General features: G+C 46.1%; 25 protein-coding genes. 17 read left to right on the plus strand and 8 right to left on the minus strand.

Going from position 1 to position 23482, the window contains the following annotated elements:
• Nucleotides 1-100: 100 nt before the first annotated feature.
• The 5 genes from ACXAH6_RS00575 to ACXAH6_RS00595 all read left to right on the plus strand — a co-directional run bounded on the left by ACXAH6_RS00575 (nucleotide 101) and on the right by ACXAH6_RS00595 (nucleotide 4952).
• Nucleotides 101-1150, plus strand: a complete 1050-nt coding sequence (locus ACXAH6_RS00575; RefSeq protein ID WP_474874681.1) for an alpha/beta hydrolase — start codon at nucleotides 101-103, stop codon at nucleotides 1148-1150.
• Entirely contained in the window at nucleotides 1140-1694 is a 555-nt protein-coding gene (locus ACXAH6_RS00580) for an NUDIX domain-containing protein (RefSeq protein ID WP_474874682.1), read from the plus strand. Before ACXAH6_RS00575 ends, ACXAH6_RS00580 begins: the two co-directional genes overlap by 11 nt.
• Before the next feature lie 35 nt (nucleotides 1695-1729).
• A complete protein-coding gene (locus tag ACXAH6_RS00585; protein ID WP_474874683.1) occupies nucleotides 1730-2698 on the plus strand; it encodes a hypothetical protein in 969 nt (322 codons plus the stop codon).
• A gap of 111 nt (nucleotides 2699-2809) precedes the next feature.
• Nucleotides 2810-3766: an ABC transporter ATP-binding protein gene (locus ACXAH6_RS00590; protein WP_474874684.1), complete on the plus strand. Its 957-nt coding sequence runs from the start codon at nucleotides 2810-2812 to the stop codon at nucleotides 3764-3766.
• Nucleotides 3759-4952, plus strand: a complete 1194-nt coding sequence (locus ACXAH6_RS00595) for an ABC transporter permease (protein ID WP_474874685.1) — start codon at nucleotides 3759-3761, stop codon at nucleotides 4950-4952. The genes ACXAH6_RS00590 and ACXAH6_RS00595 overlap by 8 nt, the downstream gene beginning before the upstream one ends.
• Nucleotides 4953-4972: 20 nt before the next feature.
• On the opposite strand, the gene ACXAH6_RS00600 is transcribed toward ACXAH6_RS00595, so the two are convergent.
• The 4 genes from ACXAH6_RS00600 to ACXAH6_RS00615 all read right to left on the minus strand — a co-directional run bounded on the left by ACXAH6_RS00600 (nucleotide 4973) and on the right by ACXAH6_RS00615 (nucleotide 7310).
• Entirely contained in the window at nucleotides 4973-5836 is an 864-nt protein-coding gene (locus ACXAH6_RS00600; RefSeq protein ID WP_474874686.1) for a LysR family transcriptional regulator, read from the minus strand.
• Nucleotides 5837-5971: 135 nt separating this feature from the next.
• Complete coding sequence (locus tag ACXAH6_RS00605; RefSeq protein WP_474874687.1) at nucleotides 5972-6418, minus strand: Hsp20 family protein; 447 nt, start codon at nucleotides 6416-6418, stop codon at nucleotides 5972-5974.
• A gap of 117 nt (nucleotides 6419-6535) precedes the next feature.
• Entirely contained in the window at nucleotides 6536-6982 is a 447-nt protein-coding gene (locus ACXAH6_RS00610; protein ID WP_474874688.1) for an Hsp20 family protein, read from the minus strand.
• A gap of 160 nt (nucleotides 6983-7142) precedes the next feature.
• The gene (locus ACXAH6_RS00615) at nucleotides 7143-7310 is read right to left on the minus strand and encodes a DUF2256 domain-containing protein (RefSeq protein WP_474874689.1); all 168 of its coding nucleotides are present in this window, start codon (nucleotides 7308-7310) and stop codon (nucleotides 7143-7145) included.
• A 281-nt stretch (nucleotides 7311-7591) separates the two neighbouring features.
• Here ACXAH6_RS00615 and ACXAH6_RS00620 point away from each other — a divergent pair, with 281 nt between their 5' ends.
• The 7 genes from ACXAH6_RS00620 to ACXAH6_RS00650 all read left to right on the plus strand — a co-directional run bounded on the left by ACXAH6_RS00620 (nucleotide 7592) and on the right by ACXAH6_RS00650 (nucleotide 13822).
• Nucleotides 7592-8098: a DUF2796 domain-containing protein gene (locus ACXAH6_RS00620; RefSeq protein WP_474874690.1), complete on the plus strand. Its 507-nt coding sequence runs from the start codon at nucleotides 7592-7594 to the stop codon at nucleotides 8096-8098.
• A 48-nt stretch (nucleotides 8099-8146) separates the two neighbouring features.
• A complete protein-coding gene (locus ACXAH6_RS00625; RefSeq protein ID WP_474874691.1) occupies nucleotides 8147-8539 on the plus strand; it encodes a MerC domain-containing protein in 393 nt (130 codons plus the stop codon).
• Nucleotides 8540-8554: 15 nt separating this feature from the next.
• Nucleotides 8555-9760, plus strand: coding sequence for a zinc metallochaperone GTPase ZigA (zigA, locus tag ACXAH6_RS00630; RefSeq protein ID WP_474874692.1), 1206 nt, complete (start codon nucleotides 8555-8557; stop codon nucleotides 9758-9760).
• Nucleotides 9757-10419, plus strand: a complete 663-nt coding sequence (locus ACXAH6_RS00635) for a DUF1826 domain-containing protein (protein ID WP_474874693.1) — start codon at nucleotides 9757-9759, stop codon at nucleotides 10417-10419. The genes zigA and ACXAH6_RS00635 overlap by 4 nt, the downstream gene beginning before the upstream one ends.
• 26 nt (nucleotides 10420-10445) lie before the next feature.
• Nucleotides 10446-11381: a GTP cyclohydrolase FolE2 gene (gene folE2, locus ACXAH6_RS00640; RefSeq protein ID WP_474874694.1), complete on the plus strand. Its 936-nt coding sequence runs from the start codon at nucleotides 10446-10448 to the stop codon at nucleotides 11379-11381.
• Nucleotides 11382-11408: 27 nt separating this feature from the next.
• Entirely contained in the window at nucleotides 11409-12326 is a 918-nt protein-coding gene (locus ACXAH6_RS00645) for an endonuclease/exonuclease/phosphatase family protein (protein ID WP_474874695.1), read from the plus strand.
• Nucleotides 12327-12454: 128 nt separating this feature from the next.
• A complete protein-coding gene (locus tag ACXAH6_RS00650; protein ID WP_474874696.1) occupies nucleotides 12455-13822 on the plus strand; it encodes an alkaline phosphatase PhoX in 1368 nt (455 codons plus the stop codon).
• Nucleotides 13823-13897: 75 nt separating this feature from the next.
• Here the strand turns inward: ACXAH6_RS00650 and ACXAH6_RS00655 are convergent, their stop codons facing one another.
• On the minus strand, nucleotides 13898-14350 hold the full coding sequence (locus ACXAH6_RS00655) for a hypothetical protein (RefSeq protein ID WP_474874697.1): 453 nt from the start codon (nucleotides 14348-14350) through the stop codon (nucleotides 13898-13900).
• Between the two features lie 2 nt (nucleotides 14351-14352).
• Nucleotides 14353-14946, minus strand: coding sequence for a DUF3299 domain-containing protein (locus ACXAH6_RS00660; RefSeq protein WP_474874698.1), 594 nt, complete (start codon nucleotides 14944-14946; stop codon nucleotides 14353-14355).
• A gap of 78 nt (nucleotides 14947-15024) precedes the next feature.
• Here ACXAH6_RS00660 and ACXAH6_RS00665 point away from each other — a divergent pair, with 78 nt between their 5' ends.
• From ACXAH6_RS00665 to ACXAH6_RS00685, 5 genes are all read left to right on the plus strand, one after another.
• Nucleotides 15025-15738, plus strand: a complete 714-nt coding sequence (locus ACXAH6_RS00665) for an ABC transporter ATP-binding protein (protein ID WP_474874699.1) — start codon at nucleotides 15025-15027, stop codon at nucleotides 15736-15738.
• On the plus strand, nucleotides 15732-16967 hold the full coding sequence (locus tag ACXAH6_RS00670; RefSeq protein ID WP_474874700.1) for an ABC transporter permease: 1236 nt from the start codon (nucleotides 15732-15734) through the stop codon (nucleotides 16965-16967). Before ACXAH6_RS00665 ends, ACXAH6_RS00670 begins: the two co-directional genes overlap by 7 nt.
• A 78-nt stretch (nucleotides 16968-17045) precedes the next feature.
• Nucleotides 17046-17768 (plus strand): ABC transporter ATP-binding protein, encoded by a 723-nt coding sequence (locus ACXAH6_RS00675; protein ID WP_474875031.1) that lies wholly within the window; start codon nucleotides 17046-17048, stop codon nucleotides 17766-17768.
• A complete protein-coding gene (locus tag ACXAH6_RS00680) occupies nucleotides 17768-19198 on the plus strand; it encodes a DUF3526 domain-containing protein (RefSeq protein ID WP_474874701.1) in 1431 nt (476 codons plus the stop codon). The genes ACXAH6_RS00675 and ACXAH6_RS00680 overlap by 1 nt, the downstream gene beginning before the upstream one ends.
• Nucleotides 19195-20448: a DUF3526 domain-containing protein gene (locus ACXAH6_RS00685; protein ID WP_474874702.1), complete on the plus strand. Its 1254-nt coding sequence runs from the start codon at nucleotides 19195-19197 to the stop codon at nucleotides 20446-20448. The genes ACXAH6_RS00680 and ACXAH6_RS00685 overlap by 4 nt, the downstream gene beginning before the upstream one ends.
• A 70-nt stretch (nucleotides 20449-20518) precedes the next feature.
• Here ACXAH6_RS00685 and ACXAH6_RS00690 read toward each other — a convergent pair whose 3' ends face one another.
• Both ACXAH6_RS00690 and lnt read right to left on the minus strand, forming a co-directional pair.
• Complete coding sequence (locus ACXAH6_RS00690; RefSeq protein WP_474874703.1) at nucleotides 20519-21787, minus strand: Xaa-Pro dipeptidase; 1269 nt, start codon at nucleotides 21785-21787, stop codon at nucleotides 20519-20521.
• 196 nt (nucleotides 21788-21983) lie between these two features.
• Nucleotides 21984-23477, minus strand: coding sequence for an apolipoprotein N-acyltransferase (gene lnt / locus ACXAH6_RS00695; protein ID WP_474874704.1), 1494 nt, complete (start codon nucleotides 23475-23477; stop codon nucleotides 21984-21986).
• Nucleotides 23478-23482: the final 5 nt, after the last annotated feature.

Below are 23482 nucleotides of genomic sequence, written 5' to 3' on the forward strand. Positions count from 1 at the left end.
GGCTTTTTTGTTTGTGGGGCTATTCTATTCTTTCTTATCAATGTTGCCCCAATTATCTCATCGTTTTTTATAACATATTTACGCATTACAGGGAGTCGTGATGCCATTTCGAATATTTATTTTTCTTGTTTTTGTGCATGCTGTCACAGGGTGTGCGAGTTATATTGCAGAAAAAATTGAATCCCCTGGAGGCTCTCGCTTTACTTTTAGCGGGATAACTTTGATTGAACAGGGGATTTATCAAGATCAATTTTGTGCTGATGATGATGCCGCTTGTTTACCTTTTATCTATGCGGGTGCAGAGCCCTGTTCCACAGGCACAGAAATGGATATGTACTTGTCACTGGAGGGCACTCCAACCGGCGATATTTACAAGTCATTTCATCACAAAATAATCGAACCCCAATACCGTGGTGTGGTGGTTTTTGTACACGGTTTTCGCAGCACAAGTTTGTCTGTCTACCCTATGTTGAATGTGTTTAGTTGTTTAGGCTTTGACACGTTTTCTATGGATTTATTGGGCCACGGTGAATCACACGACAAATTTGGCTACGGGGTAAAAGATGCTGAGTTGATGACACAGTTTATTGAACAGCTACCTAATAATGTGGGACCAATTATACTTGTGGGGCACTCGATGGGCGCGCTGACAGCAACGCGAACAGCGGTAAATTCATCGCGAATCTCGGGTTTATACTTGTTAGCGCCTATGGATAAATTTGACGATGCTGCAGTGGGTGTTGCTTCAATGTTTTCGCCTCTGCTTAGTTATTTTATTCCTGATAGCCAAATTAAAGCTGGTGCACAATTGGCCTTGCAACATGCTGGAATTGCTCTCGAAGAAACTGATATCAAGCCTGTACTAGCAACCTTAGACGTACCTACGTTAATTTATGGTACTCACGAAGATGAAGCATCTATTTTGGCAAGAGGTGATTTGATTTTGTCTAATAACCTTATAAAAATGATAGACAGAGAAGGTGAGAATCATTTATCTGTGATTGCTTTTGATGATGAGCAACTCACGATTTTCCTAGATTGGCTACAGCAGGTTATGCCTGAAAGTGCAAAGAAAAAGCGGTTTGAAAGTCGGCCCGATTATAATTTCATTGGGCATCCATTGGTAAAAGAGGCAGTGTATGAGCAATAACAACAACGATGAAATTTACACAACAGGCAGCAAAATTGTTTACCAAAATCGATGGATGACTGTAAGAGAAGACGCTATTGCTCGAGACAGCGGCTACACGGGCATTTATGGGGTAGTAGACAAACCGGATTTTGTTGTTGTACTTGCCGTTGAAGACGATCATATTTATTTGGTAGAACAATATCGTTACCCAGTAAAAGGGCGTTATAAGGAGCTGCCGCAAGGGGCGAAAGAGGGCGATGCGTCAGCCGAGCCACTTGCTGTTGCTAAGGCGGAGCTACGAGAAGAATGTGGATTGGAAGCTCAACAGTGGCAATATGTTGGCGAGCAGTTTTTAGCCTATGGCATGTGCTCTCAAAAGTACCACATATTTGTTGCACAACACTTTACTCAGGTGGGCCAAGAACTCGAAGCAGAAGAAGAGGGCCTGACGGTAGAGAAAATGCCCATTAGTGAGTTTCAGCGTTTAATTTTAAGCAATGAGATTAAAGATGCTGTGACGGTAAATGCATTTGGACTAGCCAAATTGCATGGCTATCTATAGGATGATGGCCGTTTTTTGTTTTAAGATCATGCTTTATGTTGTTTACTCGCGCGCGTACTAAATGTTGGGTTTCTCTTGCCGTTGCTATGTTCTTTGCATATGGGCAGGCTGCCTCTTCGGCGCTCGCTTACCCTGAATCTGTAGAAACGTTAGCGCTCACGCATATTGATCATTGTTTAACTGTTCCCGACTATTGCTTGGAAGCGGCCAGGCAGGAACTCGCACAAACCCGAACACATTCGAGAGAGTGGTTTAGGCTGTACTACCTGATGTTGTCTGCTGAGTGGCAGGTTAAAGAGCTGAGCATGCCTAAGGAACGGGTTGAGCGAATTGTCGAACTCGAAGGTGTTCCGCCGGTATTACTGGCAACTGCATACACGATTTATGCAAAATTATTGATCACCGACGGTGATGTAGAGCGCGGCGCACATTATGTGAAGCAAGCAAGCGCATTACTGCGGCAAATTAATGCGGTTTCGCTAAGCGTACGTCGCTATGCTGAACTTATTGTGTTGAATAACTATTTACGCCAATACGAAGAAAGCCTCGTTATTGCAAAATGGGCTTTGGCACAGTCGCAAAGCATTAAAAATAAATCTTTAAAAAGCGAGTTGTACACCGCAGTAGGTCACACGCATTTCTTTCTCGCGGATTACAAAAAGGCGGCATCTTATTATAAGCAAGCCATCCCGGATGAGGATGAGCCAAATAGTCACCTTGTTAGAGCGCAGGGGTTAACCAACACCGCGCGCGCTTACCAAGCGCAAGAAAAATGGCGTATTGCGTCATCATACTTCAGCGCGGCGCTCAACGCCTTTAGCAAAATTCAAGGAGAGGAGATTGTACGCTCCGCCAACTACGTCAAAATGCGCTTTGCCGAAGTTCTGATTGCTCAAGATAAGCAAGCGCAAGCCCATGACACCTTCTCTGAAGTTGACCAAGACAACATCCACGATATTCACCAGCCTTTGTTTGACGAACTCTCACAACGTTTATCTCATTAAATTTCTTCGGTAGTGTAATAAATTAGTCTTGGTAGAGACTATGACATTATTGAGGCCAAATTAAGCGCCAAATTATTACATTCGTTCAATCTAAGGAAGGTGAGGGCAGCAATGCATCAGATAGAAGTACTTAATGTCACTAAGCAATATACGTCAGTGACAGCAGTAAACGGGTTGAGTTTCCACGTTGAGCAAGGAGAAATTTTTGCCTTACTTGGGCCGAATGGTGCGGGTAAGTCGTCGTTAGTTCGTATGTTAGTGGGTTTTACTGAACCCGATAGTGGAGAGATTAAAGTGTTAGTAGCAGGGGCATCGCTGCACGCTATTCCCGCTCAACACTTAGGTTATTTGCCGGAAGACAGAGGCCTGTATCCCGAAAAGTCGGTGTTAGATAATCTACTGTATTTTGCTCGCCTCAGAGGCGTGAATAAACCGCTCGCCATTGAACGCATTGATTTTTGGTTAGGAAAATTTGACCTAACTGAACGTAAGCAGGAAAAGCTGAAAGCGTTATCCAAGGGAAACCAGCAGAAAGTACAACTAATTACTGCTGTTATCCATGAGCCATCAGTGGTTCTACTTGATGAGCCTTTTTCCGGGCTCGATCCAATCAACCAAGAAAAAGTCGTTGTGTTTTTGTCTGAACTACGTGCGAAAGGCATGACGGTGATCCTCAGTGCCCACCAAATGGCCATGGTAGAAAAGTTGGCTGACCGCATGTTGTTGATGAACAAAGGTGAAGCTGTGCTTTACGGATCGTTGTCGGATATTCGTCAACAGATGAATATTGGGGCCAAATTAATAGTGGGCTTTGGTACAGAGGTTTCTGTATCACAGCTTCAATCTTTATTAACTGATTGCGATATTGAAGCGTTAGATAACGAGCGCTTTTCTATTGTACTTGCTGCTGGCGGATCGCTTTCAGCTGCCATGACAGAGTTGGCAGGAGTGGGGGAGTTAACTTATTTAGCCAGCGAACAACAAGATCTGCACCAGTTGTATCTTCATGCGATCGAGTCACATCAGCGTCAACATGCCGTTTTAACACAGGAGGTGAGCAATGCGTAATTGGCAACAGCTTTGGTTAGTGACCCAGTGGGAGTTCATGCACTTCTTCAAATTGAAACAAGAAGTGATTGGCAAACTGATTATGCTTGGCATAGGTGTGTTTATTTATCTTTGGCAAAACAGTGTGTTGTCTAATGCAGATGTGTATCGCGTGGGCGTGGATGCGCAGTTACCAAATTTGTCACTAGGCGTCGAGTTTGAACAGCAACGGGGAAGCACTGAGGCGTTACTAAAACAGTTGCGGCAAGAAGAGGTAGATGCGGTGCTGCTTAAGAGTGCGCCTGTTGACAGTAATCAGTTGAGTTTGGCGCTTCACACCTTGGGTAAGAATGCGTGGCAGCGAGATTTGGTCGAAGCGGTAAATCGCTCGTTGTCAGCACAAAAGGCCGATGAACTAGGTATTACTGATAGCACCTTGGCACTCCTGCAACAACCAGGTCTATTTGAGTTTCACTATCTTGATGATGATATTAAAACAGGAGACGAAGCCTCCACCATGACCGCAACGGGTGTACTTATCCTCATGGCAATTGGAGTGTTTATGTCTTTCGCTCAGATATTTGTCTCGATAACAGGCGAAAAGCAGCAGCGAGTGACCGAACAACTTTACGCATGTATGGATGCGCAAACCTGGATAGACGGAAAAATTCTGGGGCAAATGCTCCATGCGCTGAAAGCTATGGTCTCAACAACCTTATCTATTTTATTAGGTATGGCATTTGTTCAGTTGGTACTACGCAATCAAGCAATTAACTTTTCGATGATCGACTTTTCATTGCTCCCGGTGTTTTTGTTGTTCGCTATATTGGGGCTATATATGGTCACGGCATTTATGGCGGCGATAGCGGCCGCCATAGATGATCCGAACCACAGCGGTAAATCTTCGTTTATGATGATTCCACTACTACCTATTCTTTTGTGTTTCTTTTTTACCGATAGCCCAAGCAGTGTGTTACTGAGCTTTTTGTCTTACTTCCCACTTACCGCGTTTGCAGCAATGCCAATGAAAATGGCTTTGGTTACCGTACCGTTTTGGCAAGTTTTGTTGGCCATTATCAGCACGTTAATCGGTTGCTATGTATTACGTGTGGCTGCGGGCCGTATGTTTAAAATGGGCATGGTAATGTACGGGAAAGAGCCAACATTTAGACAAATGCTGGCTTGGGCGGTTACGAAAAAAACGTGAGCTATTTAATGAGGCATTTCCTACCGCATAGCGCTGTTGAGTTGTTGTGTGATAGCTTGGGTTAGCAGTGAGATAGCTTCCGATTTAACCGCTTTGGGATTGAGCAGGCAAACGCCAATTTGTCCGAGGGCCGGTAAGGCATCATTGTTTGGTAAAATCGCTAACCCTTGGGGCACTGTTCCTCGGGCCAGTGCTGTGATGCCTAGTTCTTCATTGATGGCCGTTTGAATACCGTTTAGATCGGCGATGGTATACACGATTTGCCAATCGCGTTTCAATTTAGCCAATCGTTGCGTGGCTCGCTTGCGGTACAAACAGGGAGAGGGGGCGGTAATAAGTGGGAGTCGCTTGGGTAAGTGATGCAAATATTGTTGGCTACCCACCCAAACCAGATCGTCGGTCATGATAAAACCCGGCTGAGTGGGATCTGGCTCATCTTGTAGCGTCAAAATTAGGTCAAACTGGCTGTGTAGCGGCTCAGACAATAAATCTTTACTTAACGCACAATGCACTTCGAGAGAAATTTCGGGGTAGTTTTGGGTAAATCGGCGAATGATACGTGGCATCAAGGTTGTTGAAAATTCACTGGGTAACCCTAGTTTCACATTCCCGCTCACTTGGGGCTTGCCAAACTCTGCCATGGCTTGGTCGTTCAGTGCTAATATTCGTGTGCCAAAATCGAGTAATTTGTTTCCCGCCATGGTGATTGAGAGTTTGTTACCCTCACGCACAATGAGCTTTTCTCCCACCATTTCTTCCAGTTTTTTTATTTGTAAGCTAATGGCTGGCTGTGTGCGTTTTAGTTTTTCTGCACAGGCGGTATAGCTGCCGGTTTGCGCAATAGTCACGAAGGAGCGTAAAAAATCAATGGGGAGGTTTTTCATTGTTGGGGTATTAGTAATTGTTATGATGGTTTTTTTATAATTAATTATATTTATTCTATCTCAATTCATAGGATAAAAAAAAGGCGCCCAAAGCGGGCGCCAAAAAGAATCAGGGAAACTCACAAAACAGCAGGGTTATTTACTCTCTAATAAACTAGCACCAATCTCGATTCGACGTGGTTTCTTGGCCTCGGGAATTACCCTTTCAAGATCGATACTGAGCAAGCCATTTTCTATATTCGCCCCCGTGACTTTCACGTGGTCGCCGAGTTGGAACTTGCGCTCGAACGCCTGCTCGTTAATGCCTTGATGTAAAAATTGACGTTTTTTCTCTTCTTTCGGCTTTTCTGGTAATTTGCCACTGACAGTGAGCGTGTTTTCTTGCACTTCAATGGTTAGGTCGTCTTTGCCGAATCCTGCTATTGCCATACTCACCTGGTATTTGTCTTCACCCAATAATTCAATATTGTATGGCGGATAGCTGGTTTGTGATTCTTGTCGGGTGGCCGAATCGACCAAAGATGCAAGACGATCAGAACCAATGAAAGAACGATAAAGTGGTGATAAATCAATAGTACGCATAGTCATATCCTCAAATTTAAGCAATATGTAGAATTGTCGCCCCGCCCAATGCGGCAGCGAAGATTACGTCGGCCAGACCATTCCGGCCGACAATATTAAAATGGTGTTAGGACGCAGTTATTCGTTGTCGAATACGCGACTGCCAATTTCGATACGGCGTGGCTTTTTCGCCTCTGGAATAATGCGTTCCAGGTCGATATTCAGTAAGCCATTTTCCATTTCAGCGCTTCGCACTTTAACGTGATCGCCGAGTTGGAATTTGCGTTCGAAACTGCGCTCAGAGATGCCTTTATGTAGGAAGCGTCTTTCTTCTTGCTTCGCGGCATCAGAGGGCTTGTTGCCAGAAATCGTGAGGGCATTGTCAGCTACTTCAATAGTAACGTCTTCTTTGCCAAAGCCAGCAACGGCCATAGTGATACGGTATTTGTCTTCACCCAAAAGTTCGATGTTGTAAGGGGGATACCCGCTTTGTTTTTCGTTGCGAGAGGCAGCGTCGATAAGTGCTGCTAAATGGTCAGAACCAATGAATGAACGGTATAGTGGAGATAGATCGATAGTACGCATAGTCATATCCTCATTATTAAGCAATATGTAATTTTAAATGTGCCCCGACACTGCGGCGGCGTTCTGTCGACCTTGCTATCAAGCATCGACAATACCTATGTATGATCGCCCCAAGGTTTTTCAATAATAAATTCAAATAAAATTGATAAAAAATATATAACTATTTGTATTTATTGGTTTTAATTTTTATATTTTTTCTTTCATTTTTACATCGCTGTGAACAATACACCACAGATGACCAGTTTTTTTCCCATTTTTTACGCCAACTAAAAGGCCGTTCACAGACTGGGCAGGTCTTTTCGGGCAAATGAATTTTTTTGTGCGCCATGCGTCACATCCAACCATTGTTTGCTGAGTTAATAGTTTCTGTAACGCCAACTCGATCACATTCGACAGCTGAATACTAAGAATTGTCATCTGCTACTCGACGTTATAACTCACCAATTTATCTATTTGATGAAATGTTATATTGTAACAATTGCTGTTTTTGGTGTTATATTATAACAATGAAGTCAGTCACAATTCATATGCAGGTATTTCGTGAAACGCTTAACAACACTATCTCATTCCTTATTTTGCATTGCAGTAGCAGCGTGCGGCCTAACTCCAATGAAAACCGTTCAGGCAAAAGAGAGCCATGTACACGGGCATGGAAAGTTACTTATTGCGCAAGAAGGCCAACAGTGGCATCTGGCTTTTGAGTTGCCTGCCGCCAACCTTTTGGGGTTTGAGCACAAACCAGAAACCGCTGCACAGCGAGTGCTTGTTCAGGAATGGCAGGCAAAGTTACAAGATCCCACAAAGATATTAGGCATGATGGGGCATTGTGAACTTACGCAAGCGACCGTGTCTTTGCCAGGCGTTGAGGGTAGTGGTCACGATGAACACCATGAGCGCGAAAACGATAGCGATCACGATGACGAGCATCACGAAGAGCATCACCATGAAGATGTAGACGCCAACTATGAGTTTACCTGTGATTCAGAGGTAAAAGGCATTGACGTTGTGTTGTTCAAACAAGCGCCGTCGTTGCAAGAAATTGAAGTGCAATGGATAGCAGATAATGGACAAGGTATGCGTGAACTCACTCCTGCTTCGCCTTCGCTCCGTTGGTGAGTTTATTACCATCCACGTACTACTGTTTCCCCGATATAGAGAGAAAATATGGTTCAATTCCAATCTGTTGGCGACAAGTTCGCCATTTTCCTGTCGTCGTTGTGTGTCGTGCACTGCATTTTGACACCGTTGCTACTGGTTGCATTACCGTCTTTAAGTGGCCTCGCATTGTTAGAAGACGAAACCTTCCATGAGCTTATTCTACTTTTTGTTGTTCCTATTGGTCTGATGGCATTGCTGGCAGGCTTTCGTCATCACAAAAGCAAATCTGTATTTGTTATTGGTATTTTGGGTTTGGTGGTGTTGGCAGTGGCAGCCAGTTTACCTCACGACATTGTGTCTGAAACGGGTGAAACCTTGCTCACCGTAGCGGCATCTGTGCTTATTGTGTTTGCCCACATTCGCAATTTTTCATTACGTCACCGCCAGTGCGAACATTAGCGTAAGAGAGTCATCATGAAGTTAAACCGTTTACCCGTAACCGTATTGAGTGGATTTTTAGGCGCAGGTAAAACCACCTTACTCAGTCATATTTTGAATAACCGCCAAGGCATGAAAGTAGCGGTTATTGTGAATGACATGAGTGAAGTGAACATTGATGCGGCAGTACTCAAAAATGAAGTGTCACTTAATCACCAGCAAGAAAAATTGGTAGAAATGAGCAATGGTTGTATTTGTTGCACCTTGCGAGAAGACCTCTTGGTGGAAGTCAGTGCGCTGGCTCATTCCGGTAAGTTTGATTACTTGGTGATTGAATCCACCGGTATATCAGAGCCGCTTCCTGTTGCTGAAACCTTCACCTTTACCGATGAGAGTGGAGCTAGTTTATCTGACGTTGCGCAGCTCGATACCATGGTCACCGTTGTTGATGCAGTGAATTTTCTACGAGACTTTGAAGACGCAGAGTCTCTGCAAGACACCGGCGAGCATCTGGGCGAAGAAGACGAGCGCAGTGTATCTGATTTACTCATAGATCAAGTTGAGTTTGCTGATGTGATTGTGGTTAGCAAAACAGATTTAGTTGAGCCAGCAACCGTAGAGAAGCTGTGCGCTATTCTTACGACGCTGAATACCCATGCGAAAATTATCCCTATTTCAAAGGGTAATATTGATATTAAAGCGGTACTGGGTACAGGGCTGTTTGATTTTGAACGTGCTCAACAAGTGCCCGGTTGGTTAAAAGAAATGCGGGGTGAACATGTGCCAGAAACCGAAGAATATGGTATCGCCAGTTTTACTTATGAGGCCCGCCGTCCTTTTCACCCGCAAAAGTTTTATCACTTTCTTCACAATAGCGAGGGTTTTGGCAAGTTGCTTCGCTCTAAAGGTTATTTCTGGCTGGCGACACGGCCTCAATTTGCTGGTCAGTGGAGTCAAGCGGGTGGAATTGCTCGCTACGGCTTTGGTGGGATGTTTTGGAAAGCGGTACCAAAATCTCAATGGCCACAAGACGAAGAATATCTCGCTTCTATCGCTGAACAATGGCAAGAACCCTTTGGTGATATGCGCCAAGAGTTAGTGTTTATCGGCCAAAACCTAGACCAAGAAGGCATTGTGAAAGCGCTTGATCAGAGCTTGTTGAGCGACGAAGAATTACTGGCTGGCAATGAGTTATGGAAAACTTTACCCGACCCTTTTCCTAGCTGGGAGTACGAACAGTGAAAGGCCAGCCTCAGCCAATACCAGTCACGGTTACTCGTCACGCAAACCTGCACCACGAGCAAGATGTGCTGGCTGATATTTATCAGGAAAACTGCAATTTGGCGGTGTGGCAAAGAAAGTTAAGTGGTGCGCTTAGACTGTCTATTACCAGCCTGCTAACCCAATCTGAGCGCATTAACTTAACTCAAGAAATTGCGGTAGACCACGCATTCACTTCGCTTTGGGACAGCTTTGACAACAAACCAGAGCGACGGGCGTTAGCCGAAGATATTGCGATTTTAGCGCAGATGTTTGGGTGCTTGTTCGACACGGAACATGTTGGCATGCGGTTGCGCACCTTAACGTCGCCTATGTGTCCGCGATTTCACATAGACCGCGTGCCCTGTCGATTGGTGACTACTTATCGCGGCATTGGGAGTCAATGGTTAGCGCATCAATCTGTTGATCACACCAAACTTGGTCCGGGCGCGCAGGGTAAGCCGGATGCGGAGTCTGGGCTTTATAAGCACGAGCGTGATATTCACACCTTAAACGAGGGTGATGTGGCGTTGCTGAAAGGTTCGACGTGGCCAGATAATGAATTAGGCGGGATTGTCCATCGTTCGCCTAATGTGCATGACGGCGAGCGTCGTCTTATGTTGTCGTTTGATTACTTGTGAGCTAGGCGATTTTACGCACAAAAAAAATGAAAATTGAACACTTACCAGATATTACCAATGAACAAAATTTAGACACGCCAAGCGCATTGCGCTGGGTGGGTATGGACAATATTGCTGTACCTATCACACGTTGTGATTTTATTGGTGATGGAAAAATAGATAAAGCCAGTGCTGATGTGGCTGTGAGTTTAGATGACCCCACAGCGAAAGGCATTCATATGTCGCGTATATATTCGCTCACTCAACATGCGTTTATAGAAAACACTCTGAGTTTTGATCATCTTGAGCAATTGCTGACACAATTGTGGCAATCGCAGAAAGGGTTGAGCTTTGGTGCTAAGTTAAACTTGCGTTTTGACCTGTTAATGGCCAAATCTGCATTGCTTAGCGGGCAGTTGGGGTTTCAGACTTATCCGGTTGCCCTTGGATGTGAAATGGCTTACGACCAAACGCATTTTATTTTGTCGTTAACACTGCCGTATTCGAGTACTTGCCCTTGTTCTGCATCGTTGTCTCGTCAGGCATTAGCGGCCGCTTTTCGTGAGCAGTTCGACAACGCGGAGCAACTCAATTTGGATGCAGTGGCAACATGGTTAAGCGCCAAAGAGGCCAGCGTGGCGACACCTCATAGCCAGCGCTCCTATGCGTATCTCACGTTGAAATTACAGCAGCATGCCAAGGTTAACTTGGTCGAATTGATACATTACTTTGAGAATGCGTTGAGTACACCAGTTCAAACGGCCGTTAAGCGCAGCGATGAACAAGAATTTGCTAAATTAAATGCACAAAATTTGATGTTTTGTGAAGATGCCGCGAAGCGTATTAAGCAAGCCATCACACAACATTCGGCATTCGCTGGCTACTGGTTTAAGGTCGAACATCAGGAAAGTCTCCATGCTCACAACGCTGTGGTGGTGGATTTCTCTGATGCGGCATTAGGTCATTATCAGCAAAAGCAATAACCACACACTATTCAAAAGAGCGAAACAATGACAACAAAGTCTCTGCTTTTCATCGGCGTTGCCGCCGCATTATCCCTTCAAGCTTGCAGTAGTCCACAAGCGTCCACCAAGGCGGCAGAGAGAGTTGCGCCTATTAAGGTGGCAACGTGGAATATGGAGCATTTTACGTATCCACTAAACGCGGGTTGCCGCCCGCGCAGTGAAGCTGAATTAACGGCAATGAAAGCTTACATTGCCAAGGTTGATGCTGATGTTTACGGGGTAGAGGAAGTGGCGTCAGAACAGGCCTTGCGCCAACTGTTCCCCGAAGATTCGTGGCAGATTGTCTTTTCGGCTCGGCCAGACTCTGATGTGTATGAATGCCGCGGCTCGGGGTTTACCTCAACTCAGCAAAAAGTGGCGATTGTGAGCAGAAAAACGCTGCCCATTGAAAGCGCCTCGCAGTTTTCTGCGTTGAGCGTGGGTAACCCAGGCTTACGATATGGTGTTGAAGCGCGTATTAGTACGCCAATGGGGCCTGTCGATGTACTCACTGTTCATATGAAAAGCGGCTGTTTTGTCAGTAATTACCACGACAAAGAGAGTAAGGCCTGCAATACACTAGAGGCCCAAAGCCCTGTGTTGATCGATTGGATAAGCGCTCACGAAAAATCAGATACGCCTTATTTGATCATGGGTGATTTTAATCACCAACTCGGCGAGAAGGACAATGCGTTGAAAAAAGAAATTTTGCAGTCGGTGGGAAGTGCGTCGTCACTTAGGTTAGTCACAGAAGATATGGTGGGGTGTCATCCTCGTTATCCCAAACCGATTGACCACATTTTCATTGGCGGCAAGGTATCGGAAAAGTGGGCAATACGCACGGCCGTGCACAATTTTGAAGACATGAGCGAAGCGGCAATGTTAAGTGACCATTGCGCTGTTTCTGTGACGGTTTCTCAATAAATTAACCAAGGTGTTGAGACAAAAACGTCATAAAAAAATGATGTAATACCCCTGAGTTGTTGCACTGTCTTGATGACACCTGATGTTGCGATGGGCGACAACAAATGAACAATAAAAAAGGAACAGGCATGATTTCTAGAAGACGCTTTAATCAAGGCGCAGTTGCTATGGCGTTAGCAGGCTTGTCGCGTCATTTATACGCCGCATCGAACAGCTCGTTAGCGAGTCAGAGTGTCGGGTATGGCAAGTTGGTCGACGACCCTAATGGGTTACTCGATTTACCTCACGGCTTTAGCTATCACGTTATTTCTGAACGTGATCGTATTATGGCCGACGGTTTACCCGTGCCAGATTGTGCTGATGGCATGGGGTGTTTACCAATAGATAACGATCGCGTGGCCTTGATCCGCAATCACGAAAACTCTTCAGGAGCGGGTGTAGCGTTTAAAGACGACAAGCAAGCCATTGCCAATACCTCGCCATGGGCATACGACACCGATGAAAATGGTATTGCGTTACCGGGTGGTACAAGCACGATTATTTACAACGTGAAAACAGAGCAAGTTGAGCGCGAATTTATGTCACTTATTGGTACCGTGCGCAATTGCTCTGGTGGCATTACACCGTGGAATTCATGGTTAACGTGCGAAGAATCGGTGTTAACGCCTACCGACAAGAATAAACGCGAGCATGGCTATGTGTTTGAGGTGCCCGCTACATCTCAAACGTTGGTGCCGCCGCAGCCAATTAAGGCAATGGGCCGGTTTAATCATGAAGCGGCCTGTGTCGACCCGCGCACGGGTATTGTGTATATGACGGAAGACAGGAACGATAGCTTGTTGTACCGCTATATTCCAAATGTAAAAGGCAATTTGGCGGGAGGCGGGCAATTACAAGCACTCGCGGTTGTGGGGCAACCCCAGCTAGATACCCGAAATTGGGAGTCTCGCCAAATTAGTGTAGGTGAAAGTGTTCGCACAACTTGGGTGAATTTAACTCATGTGGAAAGCCCCGATGATGACTTGCGTATACGTGGTTATCAAAGTGGGGCAGCGTTGTTTGCCCGAGGTGAGGGGATTCACTGGGCTGATGATGCCTTGTATTTTTGTTGTACCAGTGGTGGTAAAAAGAAACTTGGTCAGATAATGCGTTATACGCCTTCGGAAAAGGAAGGGTTAGACGATGAAGCACTTGCGCCGGGTACGCTATCACTGTTCATCGAAAGTCAGAGTAAAGCGTCGTTTAATTATGGTGACAATCTCACCGTAGCACCTGATGGGCATTTGATTGTATGCGAAGATCAATATACAACAATTGTTGATAATCATTTGAAAGGCGTTACCCCAGAAGGGAAAACCTTCGATTTGGCGCGTGTTAATATACAAACAGAACCGGCTGGGGCTTGTTTTTCACCTGACGGCAGTACATTGTTTGTCAACTTGTATTCGCCGGCTAAAACACTGGCAATTAAAGGCCCTTGGAAGCATTTAGGGTAATGAACCCATGCCATTGCTATCTGTCTGAGTTAGCAATGGCACAGAATGCTTCAGCGGCGTAAAAAGCAGAGTAATCTACACCGCGGTAACATTAACGCGTTGCTCTAGGGCAATAGGCACTTCACCACGCAGAGCATTGACCGTGAGGATAATCTGGTACTTCCCCGGTTGTGCTACGCGATAGTTGAGTGTGTAAGTGCCGCTAATTTTGTCCATTGTCATTGTGGGCGGTTGAGAAAATTCAATCCCGTCACTGCCCGTGATTTGCACGATGATATCTTGGTAAGCGGGTGGGGCTAGATAACTGATCGGCAGCGACACGTCTTGCTGAGCTGCAACATTCACTACCCGTTCGTGTTTAACGCTGAGCGTACTCATAATGGGTTGTTGCATGTGCCGCTGCATAAGCGGGTGATTTTGTGCGAATCCTCCCATACCAAACCCACCCATGTGATATTCGCAGCTTAGCGCAAGCTCTGAGAATGCAAGAGTGCTCAATGCCATGAGAGTAATACTGTGCTTATTCATGGTTATTCCTCGTAGGTGTCAATGGTATCAAGAGTCATGCTGTAGGCCGATGTACCTAGGGCGTTATCGATGGTTTGAATTTTTACCGTACCGGTGAACCAAAACGCAGTGTATAAACTTTCCAGTTCAATACCGTCTGGGTATTTGGCATAAATAATTTGGTTGGGGGGCGGTGGCGGCATATGCAAACAGGCGCCAAAGTAAGGCACAATAAAAAACTCGGTCACTTCTTTATCGGCGTTTTGTTGTAATGGCACAATGTAACCCGGAATTTTAATCCCTTTACCATCAAAATCTGCTACGACATTCAGCGAGGTGAGCGCGTCTTGAAATGCTCTTGCACGGTCGTCCTGAAACTCTTGGTTGCTAAATGCATCTACAGAGTCTTGTTGCGAACCGTCTTGAACGCTGTCTAAATAGGATGGGGGATTCAGCAAGGCAGCTAAGTCCTCGGCTGGCATTAGTTCAGTCCATTCTATTTCTTTGTAAGCGGTGTTAGCGCTAACGGGAAAAACCGCAACGGCGATTAAGGAGCTTGCTAAAAGTAATAGTCTACCGATTTTTTGGGCATTGGCCTTATCGAACCTAGTCTTCATCTTTTTCTTCTTCACGGCATTGTTGAATAAGGTGAAAATGTTATAACATATCAATAGTGAGGTGAATAGGCAGTACCCATGAGTGTGATGAAACAACAAGAACAAACGATAGACGCTGCTGCGATTACAGTAAACAATGTGGTGCAGCGGTACGCCAATAGTCGTCAAGTAACACATATAAACCATTGGCAAGTTAGCCAAGGTGAGCGTGTTTTTTTACATGGGCCTTCAGGATCAGGTAAAACGACCCTGTTAAATTTGTTAGCTGGAGTTCTGCTGCCAGAGTCTGGCTCTATCTCATTGTTAGGGCAGGATTTTTCGTCGATGTCGGCGAAAAAACGCGATAGGTTCAGAGCGCAACATATTGGTGTTGTGTTTCAACAGTTCAATTTAATTCCTCATCTCACTGTTTTACAAAATATTGAGTTGGCCGCTTTTTTCGCAGGCAACAAGCAAGATATAGCAGCTACAGCCAAGCAACTGATCACTGAACTTAATTTACCTGCAAATATATTGGGCCAACAGGCGTCTACGTTAAGTGTAGGGCAGCAACAACGCGTTGCCATTGCCCGCGCGCTGATCAATCGTCCAGAAATTTTGCTGGTGGATGAGCCTACTTCAGCGTTAGACGCAGATGCACGAGACGCCTTTATGCAAGTACTACTCACGCTATGCGAATCTGCAAACTCTACCTTGTTGTTTGTGAGTCACGACCCAGCACTGGCGAGTTATTTTTCTACCCAGCAAGCCCTGAATGATATCTGTCTGAAGGGGGAGGCGTCAGCATGTTAATGTCATTTGCTGTGAGCAGTATTAAAAGCCGCACCAAATCTGTGGTACTCACCTTTGCGTCATTATTGATCAGTATTAGTGTTTTACTGACGGTGGAACATATTCGTATGCAGGCGCAAGACAGTTTTAATCGCACGATTTCCGGTGTCGACTTAATTGTTGGTGCGCCAACAGGGCAACTTAACTTGTTGCTGTACTCTGTATTTAGAATGGGCAGTGCGACGAATAACATCGATTACGCCAGTGTTCAGATGTTGCAAGAGCACAGCCAGGTTGATTGGGTTATTCCCATTGCGTTGGGCGATTCTCACAAAGGGTTTCGTGTTTTAGGTACGTCTACCGATTACTTCTCTCATTTTCGCTATGGTGACAAGCAAGCGTTAGCGTTTGCCGATGGACATGCATTTTCTGGCATATTTGGCGCTGTGATAGGGGCTGATGTGGCGAAGAAGTTACATTACAAAGTGGGCGATCAGGTGGTGATTGCCCATGGTATTGGCGAAGTAAGCTTTACCAAACACGATAAATCTCCTTTTACTATTGTGGGCATATTGGCGCCGACAGGAACACCGGTTGATAAAACGGTACACGTGTCGTTAGCAGGCATAGAAGCCATGCATCTCCCTCCTCAACAACTTGCCACTGTACTCGCCGAGCCAGATAATCTTGCTAACCCTTACATTCAGCCCGATGCGGTGACCGCTGTGATGGTGGGCTTGAAGTCTAAGTTCGCAACGTTTGCCTTACAACGTGAATTAAACAATTACCCTGACGACAGACTAATGGCCATCTTACCCGGCGTCGCAATGGCCGAACTCTGGCAGATGATGGGTAGTGTAGAAAACCTACTCAGAGTGATCAGCGGTTTAATTTTGGTCGCGTCGTTATTTGGTTTGTCGACCATGTTGCTCGCGTCTATGCAACAACGAGAGAAAGAGATTGCCGTACTTCGCATATTAGGCGCAGGCGCGGGCACGGTGTTTTTGTTGATACTCACTGAAGCCTTGCTGATAGCGTTGGTATCTTGTTTGGCGTCAATGGGGCTGGTATCGGCAGGAATAGGCTTAGCTAAACCTTGGTTAGCTTCTCATTACGGTTTGTTTTTGTCAGCCAACTTACTGAATTGGCATACGTTGGGGGTTGTGACCGGGGTATTAGTCGCAACCATGGTGACCTCGTTGTTGCCTGCGTTCGATGCGTATCGCAATGCGCTGCATTCAAAACTCTAACGCTTAATCTAAGGCGACATTGTCGCCTTTCTTCATTTTCACAACTATTACAACATCGCAAAGGTAAGATTAATGAGTATGGGAACCCCTGTGATTAGTGCCGAAAACCTGTGTGTCAGCGCTAATGCAAAGGACATTCTAAAACAGGTCTCGTTTAGTGCAGATAAAGGCGAAATCTTCGCTTTATTGGGTGGCAACGGTGCGGGGAAATCGACCACCTTGAAAACCTTTTTAGGTTTAATGTCACCGCAGTCTGGTTCAGCTAAATTGTTGGGTAAAAGCGTGCATGCCAACCCGCAACTTGTCCGCGAGGCTGTGGCTTACTTACCTGAGTCGGTCATGTTATATGGTCATTTGTCTGCCGTTGAAAACATCCGCTATTTCTTGTCGCTAGCTAACGCAAATCACACCGATGAGGCTATTCATGCCGCCTTGGAGCGGGTGTCGTTACAGTCGGCAGCGTGGCATACGGAATTAGGGCGGTTTTCTAAAGGCATGCGTCAGAAAACGGCTATTGCACTCGCCATGTTAAGACAAACGTCTATTTTGTTACTCGATGAGCCAACATCGGGCCTAGACCCTGTTGCGATTGACGAATTTAACGCCTTGGTCAGTGAATTGGCACAACAAGGCGCGACTATTTTAATGGTTACTCACGATGTATATGGCGCGTGTCAGGTAGCGAACAAAATTAGTTTACTTCGTCACGGTGAGATAGTGGGGAATTTTGCATCGACCACCGCTGGGGCAATTGAAACCCAAGTGGTGCACGACGCTTTTGCACATAAGGCCTCGTCGTAATGGGGAATATTCGATTAATTGCTTATGACGAATGGCGCTATTGGCGACGTTCAAAACTGGCTATTAGTGTGCTAGCCATTGCGTTTGTGCTTGCTGTGACTGCTGTTATTGCTACCCACTTGTCAATTACGCGTGCTGCAGAAGCACGGCAAGCTTTGCAATCGGCAGCTGAAGCCGCGTTTGCAGAACAGCCCGACCGTCACCCGCATCGCATGGTGCATTATGGCCACTATGTGTTTCGTACTCCCACGCCTTTAGCGAGTATAGACCCTGGCGTAGATGCTTATACCGGCACGGCAATTTTTCTTGAAGGCCATCGCCAAAACAGCGCCACGTTTTCGCCCATGCAAAGAGGCAGCGGCCTGAATTGGTTGGGCATGTTGTCACCTGCTTTTATTATGCAAATCCTTGTGCCCTTGGTAATTGTGCTCATTGGTTTTGCGTCAGTAAGCAGAGAGAAAGAAGGCGGTACCTTTACCTATTTACAAGTGCAAGGAACTTCAGTCACTACGCTCTTGTTGGGCAAAGGTTTGGCTTTGTTGTCTGTGGCAGGATTACTGTTACTGCCCTTGTTGGTGAGCAGCTTGCTCACCGTATTTCAGGGTGAAGCACTAAGCGTATCTTTGTTGTTTGTATGCGGTTATGCGATTTATCTGAGTATTTGGGTGTTGTTCACCTTATTTGTGTCTTTGGTTTCTCCGTCTAATGCCAATAGCTTGAGTTGGTTATTGGTGTTGTGGGTAGTGTTGTGTTTGCTGCTGCCTAAAATCGCAAGTAGCACAGCAACCGTGTTAGCGCCGTCGCCGGGTAAACTCGAAACCGAATTTGCAATTCTTAAAGCATTGCGAGAAGAGGGCGATGCGCATAATGCCAATGATCCAGCCTTTAACCAACTTAAACAGCAATTACTTGCCAAATATAAGGTCGACAATATTGAAGACTTGCCGGTTAACTTTAAAGGCGTTGTTGCGCAAGCCGCAGAAGCTAAACACACAGATATCTTGAACGATTTTGCTGAGCAAAGCCGTCAGGATGAAATTACTCAGGCCAGCATTTCCCGTTGGTTTGGTTGGTTATCGCCGGCAATTGCTATTCAAACCGCATCGAGCAAACTTGCAGGCAGTGATTTGGAAAACCACCACAGGTTTTTGCGCGAAGCCGAAGCGGTGCGCTACGACTTTGTGCAGTCGCTCAATAAAATGCATGCAGAAGACGTGTCTTATCACGATGACAGTAATAAATACAAAGACGAAGACACACACGCGAAAGCCAAAGTGGATGCGTCTAGCTGGCAAGTATTACAGTCGTTTGCGTTTAGCCCAGACAAAGCTCAAACGCGCATTGCGCATAGCCTACAAGCGCTTACACAGCTTGTGTTTTTACTTTTGATTGCCTTGGTATTGTTTGTGGTTGTAAGGAGGCGCGCATGAGCTGGCAAAATGTAACGCGTGAAATTCGCTTTATTAGTAAGAAAAAGTCAGTACTTGCGTTACTGATGATCACCTTTTTGCTCACTGCCTTTGCTGTGGTAACCGGTATGCAAGAAGTAAAACAACAAAATACGGTGATATCTGACATGTTGGCGGCTGATGCCATTGATCGTCAATCAGCGATTGCCCATCAAAGTGATTATGGTGGAGCGGCATATTACAGTTTTCATTTAACGTATTCTCCGCCATCGCCTTTGGCTTTTGCCGCGCTTGGAGAGCGAGACAACTACCCGTGGAAACACCGCATCAGAATGTTGGCACTAGAGGGGCAAATTTACGAGTCTGACACGCCTAATCCTGAGTTGGCTTATGCGGGACAAATCGATTATGTATTTGTGTTGGCAGTACTCTCGCCTTTGTTACTGATTATGTTGTTGCACGACATGCGCGCGTTTGAACGTACAGCAGGGCGCTACGACCTACTATGTGTGACCGCCGGAGAAAGCGTATGGCGGTTGCGGGCATTGGTGGTGTACTGCGCGGTGAATTTAGTGCTGTTGGTGCCGTTTGTTATTGGTGCATTGGTGCAACAGGTGAGTGTGAGTAGCGTACTTGCGATGATCGCGATTACTGCGTTGTACACCGGTTTTTGGACGCTGGTGGTGTATTGGTTTGCAAGAGCTAACGCATCGGCACCGCGCATCGCGGCATACTTACTGGGTATTTGGTTAACAACGACCTACTTGGTGCCTGCATTGGGTGACCGCGTGTTAGATTCTATGTACACCGGCCCGTTAGGGGGCGAAATTGTCATGACTCAGCGGGAAGCGGTTAACGACGGTTGGGATAAGCCTGTGAGTGCGACTATGGACGCTTTTGTCGCCCGTTATCCAGAATGGGCAGAGTACACCGATATGCCGAGCTTGTTTGATTGGAAGTGGTACTACGCGTTTCAACAAGTGGGCGATCAAACTGCCGAGCCGATTTCTCAAGCTTATCGACAAGTGGCACAAGAAAAGTATCGCGCGGCTGGCTATGTGGCGTTACTTTCTCCCGCGACTTTAGTGGCGCGAACGATAACGGCAATGGCACATACCGACGCTACAGCGGCGAGAGCCTATGAGAGCGACGTGCGTGCATACCATGAAAAACTGCGAGAGTTTTATTACCCTTTGCTGTTTAAAAAGCCTGAGTACGACCCAAAAGTATTGCAACAGGTGCCGGAATATCAGCCGCGCCCTGTCGAATAAAGAAAGTATTTCGGTACTAAAAAGGCCTGTTTAACAGGCCTTTTGCTAAGGTAAGGAAAGTCGAAAAAGATTACTGCGGCGTTTTGTAGATCACACCTTCTTTCATCACAAAGCCCACTTTTTCCATTAGCGCCATATCTTCCATTGGGTTGCCCGGTACGCCTACGATATCGGCGAACTTCTCAGCTGCAATACTGCCGATAATAGTTTGTTTTTTCAGCAGGGTTGCGGCATTGATCGTGGCGGCTTGAATGGCTTGCATCGGTGTCATACCAAACTTCACCATACGGGCAAATTGTTTTGGGTTGTCACCGTGAGGATAAACTCCAGCGTCAGAACCAAACACCATTTTTACGCCTGCTTTCACCGCGCGATTGAATGAGTCTCGCTGGGTTTTACCCACAATGCGTTCTTTGTTTAAGCTCTCTTCCAAAATGCCCGCCGCTTTACCTTCAGACAGGATATATTCAGTAACGTAAATATCCATTGAAAAATAAGTGCCGTTTTCTACTGCCATTTTGATGCCTTCATCATCCAATAAACTCACGTGTTCAATAGAGTCCGCGCCGGCTCTGATGGCATCTTTGATACCACTGGTGCCGTGAGCATGAGTGGCAACGGTTAAGCCTCGTAAGTGGGCTTCATCGACCAAGGCTTTCATTTCTTCATAAGAGTACTGTTGCGCACCCACTTTGGTGCCTTTAGACAATACGCCACCAGTTGAGCAATACTTGATCACATCGGCGCCGTATTTGATGTTTCTACGTACGGTTTTACGAATTTCCCAAGGGCCATCTGCCACACCTTCTGATTTTTGGTGGTATTCGTAGGGCAACAAATTGTTGTCACAATGCCCGCCGGTAACGCCGAGAGAAGGGCCTGATACATACATTCTTGGTCCAGGTACAACACCTGCATTAATGGCGTCGCGTAGCGCAACATCGGCAAAGCCGGGCGCACCGACGTTACGTACCGTGGTAAAGCCCGCTAAAAGCGTTTTTTCTGCGTTGCGTACCCCATAAATAGTTTGTAAGGGTACAGACTCAGCCAAAGAGCGATAACCATGAGCATCCCCTCCGACTAAGTGAACATGCATGTCCATTAAACCCGGCATCAAAGTGTAATCACCCAGCGCTATCACTTGTACATCGTCACCGTGACGCATTTTTGTCGCTTTACCTGCAGATACAATTTTGTCGTCTTCAATCACAACCGCTGCGTTATTAATCACGCGGCTGTTTTCTACGTCGACCATGCGATCAGCGGTAATCACAATGGTTTCAGCCATTGCGCTCGACATGGCACTTAGCATTAATGCCATCGTGGCTAATTTTTTCATTCTAACACCTGATATTTATTGTTTTATTGTACGGCGCTTAGGCACGCCGTCTTCCCCTGAGTGTGATAACCCATCCAATGGATATGGCATCATCGGGCAGTAACTTAACCAGTATAGGCGCTGGAGGGAAGTCTAGATAAGGTAAAGACGCGATGGATTACGATTATCGCGTCTTTATATTGATATTGATTACAGTCTATTTACGTCGCTGCAACACGAGGGCTATAACTAGGCCAATAAGGCTTAACATCCACACAAACAGATCGCCAAAAGTACGATAGGGGGTGGAGCCCTGTGTAGAGGTCACGGTTGCGCTTATTGTTCCCGCTTCGAATTGAGGAAGGGAGGCTGTAATATCACCGCGATGGTCAATAAAGGCCGTGATGCCATTATTCGTGGCTCTGATTACGGGAATACCAAACTCTTTGGCCCGCATTTGGGCAATTTCCAAATGCTGATTGGGGCCATGGGAATGGCCGAACCACGCGTCGTTACTCACTGTAACAATCATATCGGTATCTGCATTGATATTTGCCATCACTTGTCGAGGGAAGGCGATTTCAAAACAAATAGCTGGCGCTAGGTGAATGCCGTTTGCTTCAATATTGGTTTGTTGAAAGTCACCACGACTAAAGGACGACATGGGCAAATCAAACAGAGGCGCAAGTGGGCGTAACCAGTCTTCAAACGGCACAAACTCCCCAACAGGCAACAAGTGATGCTTGGCGTAGCGGTTAGCATTGAAATAACGATAGTTGCCTTGAGGGTCCCGTTCCGATTTTTTGCCCAGAACGATGAGATTATTCCACGCGTTACCTGACTCATAACTGTAATTGACAATGCCAGTGACGATTGCAGTGTTGTGCTCGGCGGCGCGGTTGTCCATTTCGACAAGGTAATCTTGTGCCAGCATTTCAATACGGGGTACTGCAGCCTCAGGCCAAATGATCAGGTCGTTGTCCCATACCCAGTCTGTCATATTGGCGTAGGCTTCCATGGTGGGGCGGTCTTGCTCCGGCACCCAACGCAACGACTGAGCAATGTTACCTTGTACCATGGCAATGCGATGTGATTGTGAAGGGGTAACCCACTCAACTTGATTTAATACCAAACCTGCGACATGGGTAACTACAACCACAAGTGCGGCAGGAATGTATTTGCGTTGCTGAATGCCGATGACTACCGAGGTTGCTAGCATGACTAAAAGCGCTGAGACACCGGTTTCACCAATAATCGGTATCCAGCCAGACAAAGGGCTAAACAGTTGGCTATAGCCCACTGATAACCAGGGGAAACCGGTTAAGAACCAACTGCGCAACCATTCACTTAACACCCAGAAAAAGGGCAGAGCTAATGGCCATAAGGTGGGCTTAATAAAGCGTGAAGTGAGATAAAAAGCCAGCGCTGGGTATAGCGCTAAGTAGCTGCAAAGCAGTGCCATTAAACCAATAGAGGCGATAAGGGGTAACCCACCAAACTGAGAGATACTCACGTGGACCCAACTGATACCGGCACCAAACCAGCCGAGGCCAAAGAGCCAGCCGGTTAAAAATGCACGATGCCGAAAACGAAGTAATTGGCGTATTGCTACTATTAGGCCCAGTAACGCGACCGGCCAAATGTTAAACGGAGAATAAGCGAAAGTCATTGCACTGCCGGCTAGCAGTGCAATCAAACTGAATAAGATCATTGCGA

It is taken from the genome of Alteromonas sp. ABE4_545 (genome assembly GCF_056161325.1).

Excerpts from the sequence above, each read along its gene's own strand:
- ACXAH6_RS00575 (WP_474874681.1), top strand. The coding sequence starts at position 101 with ATGCCATTTCGAATATTTATTTTTCTTGTTTTTGTGCATGCTGTCACA.
- ACXAH6_RS00580 (WP_474874682.1), top strand. The coding sequence starts at position 1,140 with ATGAGCAATAACAACAACGATGAAATTTACACAACAGGCAGCAAAATT.
- ACXAH6_RS00585 (WP_474874683.1), top strand. The coding sequence starts at position 1,730 with ATGTTGTTTACTCGCGCGCGTACTAAATGTTGGGTTTCTCTTGCCGTT.
- ACXAH6_RS00590 (WP_474874684.1), top strand. The coding sequence starts at position 2,810 with ATGCATCAGATAGAAGTACTTAATGTCACTAAGCAATATACGTCAGTG.
- ACXAH6_RS00595 (WP_474874685.1), top strand. The coding sequence starts at position 3,759 with ATGCGTAATTGGCAACAGCTTTGGTTAGTGACCCAGTGGGAGTTCATG.
- ACXAH6_RS00600 (WP_474874686.1), bottom strand. The coding sequence starts at position 5,836 with ATGAAAAACCTCCCCATTGATTTTTTACGCTCCTTCGTGACTATTGCG.
- ACXAH6_RS00605 (WP_474874687.1), bottom strand. The coding sequence starts at position 6,418 with ATGCGTACTATTGATTTATCACCACTTTATCGTTCTTTCATTGGTTCT.
- ACXAH6_RS00610 (WP_474874688.1), bottom strand. The coding sequence starts at position 6,982 with ATGCGTACTATCGATCTATCTCCACTATACCGTTCATTCATTGGTTCT.
- ACXAH6_RS00615 (WP_474874689.1), bottom strand. The coding sequence starts at position 7,310 with ATGGCGCACAAAAAAATTCATTTGCCCGAAAAGACCTGCCCAGTCTGT.
- ACXAH6_RS00620 (WP_474874690.1), top strand. The coding sequence starts at position 7,592 with ATGAAAACCGTTCAGGCAAAAGAGAGCCATGTACACGGGCATGGAAAG.
- ACXAH6_RS00625 (WP_474874691.1), top strand. The coding sequence starts at position 8,147 with ATGGTTCAATTCCAATCTGTTGGCGACAAGTTCGCCATTTTCCTGTCG.
- zigA (WP_474874692.1), top strand. The coding sequence starts at position 8,555 with ATGAAGTTAAACCGTTTACCCGTAACCGTATTGAGTGGATTTTTAGGC.
- folE2 (WP_474874694.1), top strand. The coding sequence starts at position 10,446 with ATGAAAATTGAACACTTACCAGATATTACCAATGAACAAAATTTAGAC.
- ACXAH6_RS00645 (WP_474874695.1), top strand. The coding sequence starts at position 11,409 with ATGACAACAAAGTCTCTGCTTTTCATCGGCGTTGCCGCCGCATTATCC.
- ACXAH6_RS00650 (WP_474874696.1), top strand. The coding sequence starts at position 12,455 with ATGATTTCTAGAAGACGCTTTAATCAAGGCGCAGTTGCTATGGCGTTA.
- ACXAH6_RS00655 (WP_474874697.1), bottom strand. The coding sequence starts at position 14,350 with ATGAATAAGCACAGTATTACTCTCATGGCATTGAGCACTCTTGCATTC.
- ACXAH6_RS00660 (WP_474874698.1), bottom strand. The coding sequence starts at position 14,946 with ATGAAGACTAGGTTCGATAAGGCCAATGCCCAAAAAATCGGTAGACTA.
- ACXAH6_RS00665 (WP_474874699.1), top strand. The coding sequence starts at position 15,025 with ATGAGTGTGATGAAACAACAAGAACAAACGATAGACGCTGCTGCGATT.
- ACXAH6_RS00670 (WP_474874700.1), top strand. The coding sequence starts at position 15,732 with ATGTTAATGTCATTTGCTGTGAGCAGTATTAAAAGCCGCACCAAATCT.
- ACXAH6_RS00675 (WP_474875031.1), top strand. The coding sequence starts at position 17,046 with ATGGGAACCCCTGTGATTAGTGCCGAAAACCTGTGTGTCAGCGCTAAT.
- ACXAH6_RS00680 (WP_474874701.1), top strand. The coding sequence starts at position 17,768 with ATGGGGAATATTCGATTAATTGCTTATGACGAATGGCGCTATTGGCGA.
- ACXAH6_RS00685 (WP_474874702.1), top strand. The coding sequence starts at position 19,195 with ATGAGCTGGCAAAATGTAACGCGTGAAATTCGCTTTATTAGTAAGAAA.
- ACXAH6_RS00690 (WP_474874703.1), bottom strand. The coding sequence starts at position 21,787 with ATGAAAAAATTAGCCACGATGGCATTAATGCTAAGTGCCATGTCGAGC.
- lnt (WP_474874704.1), bottom strand. The coding sequence starts at position 23,477 with ATGATCTTATTCAGTTTGATTGCACTGCTAGCCGGCAGTGCAATGACT.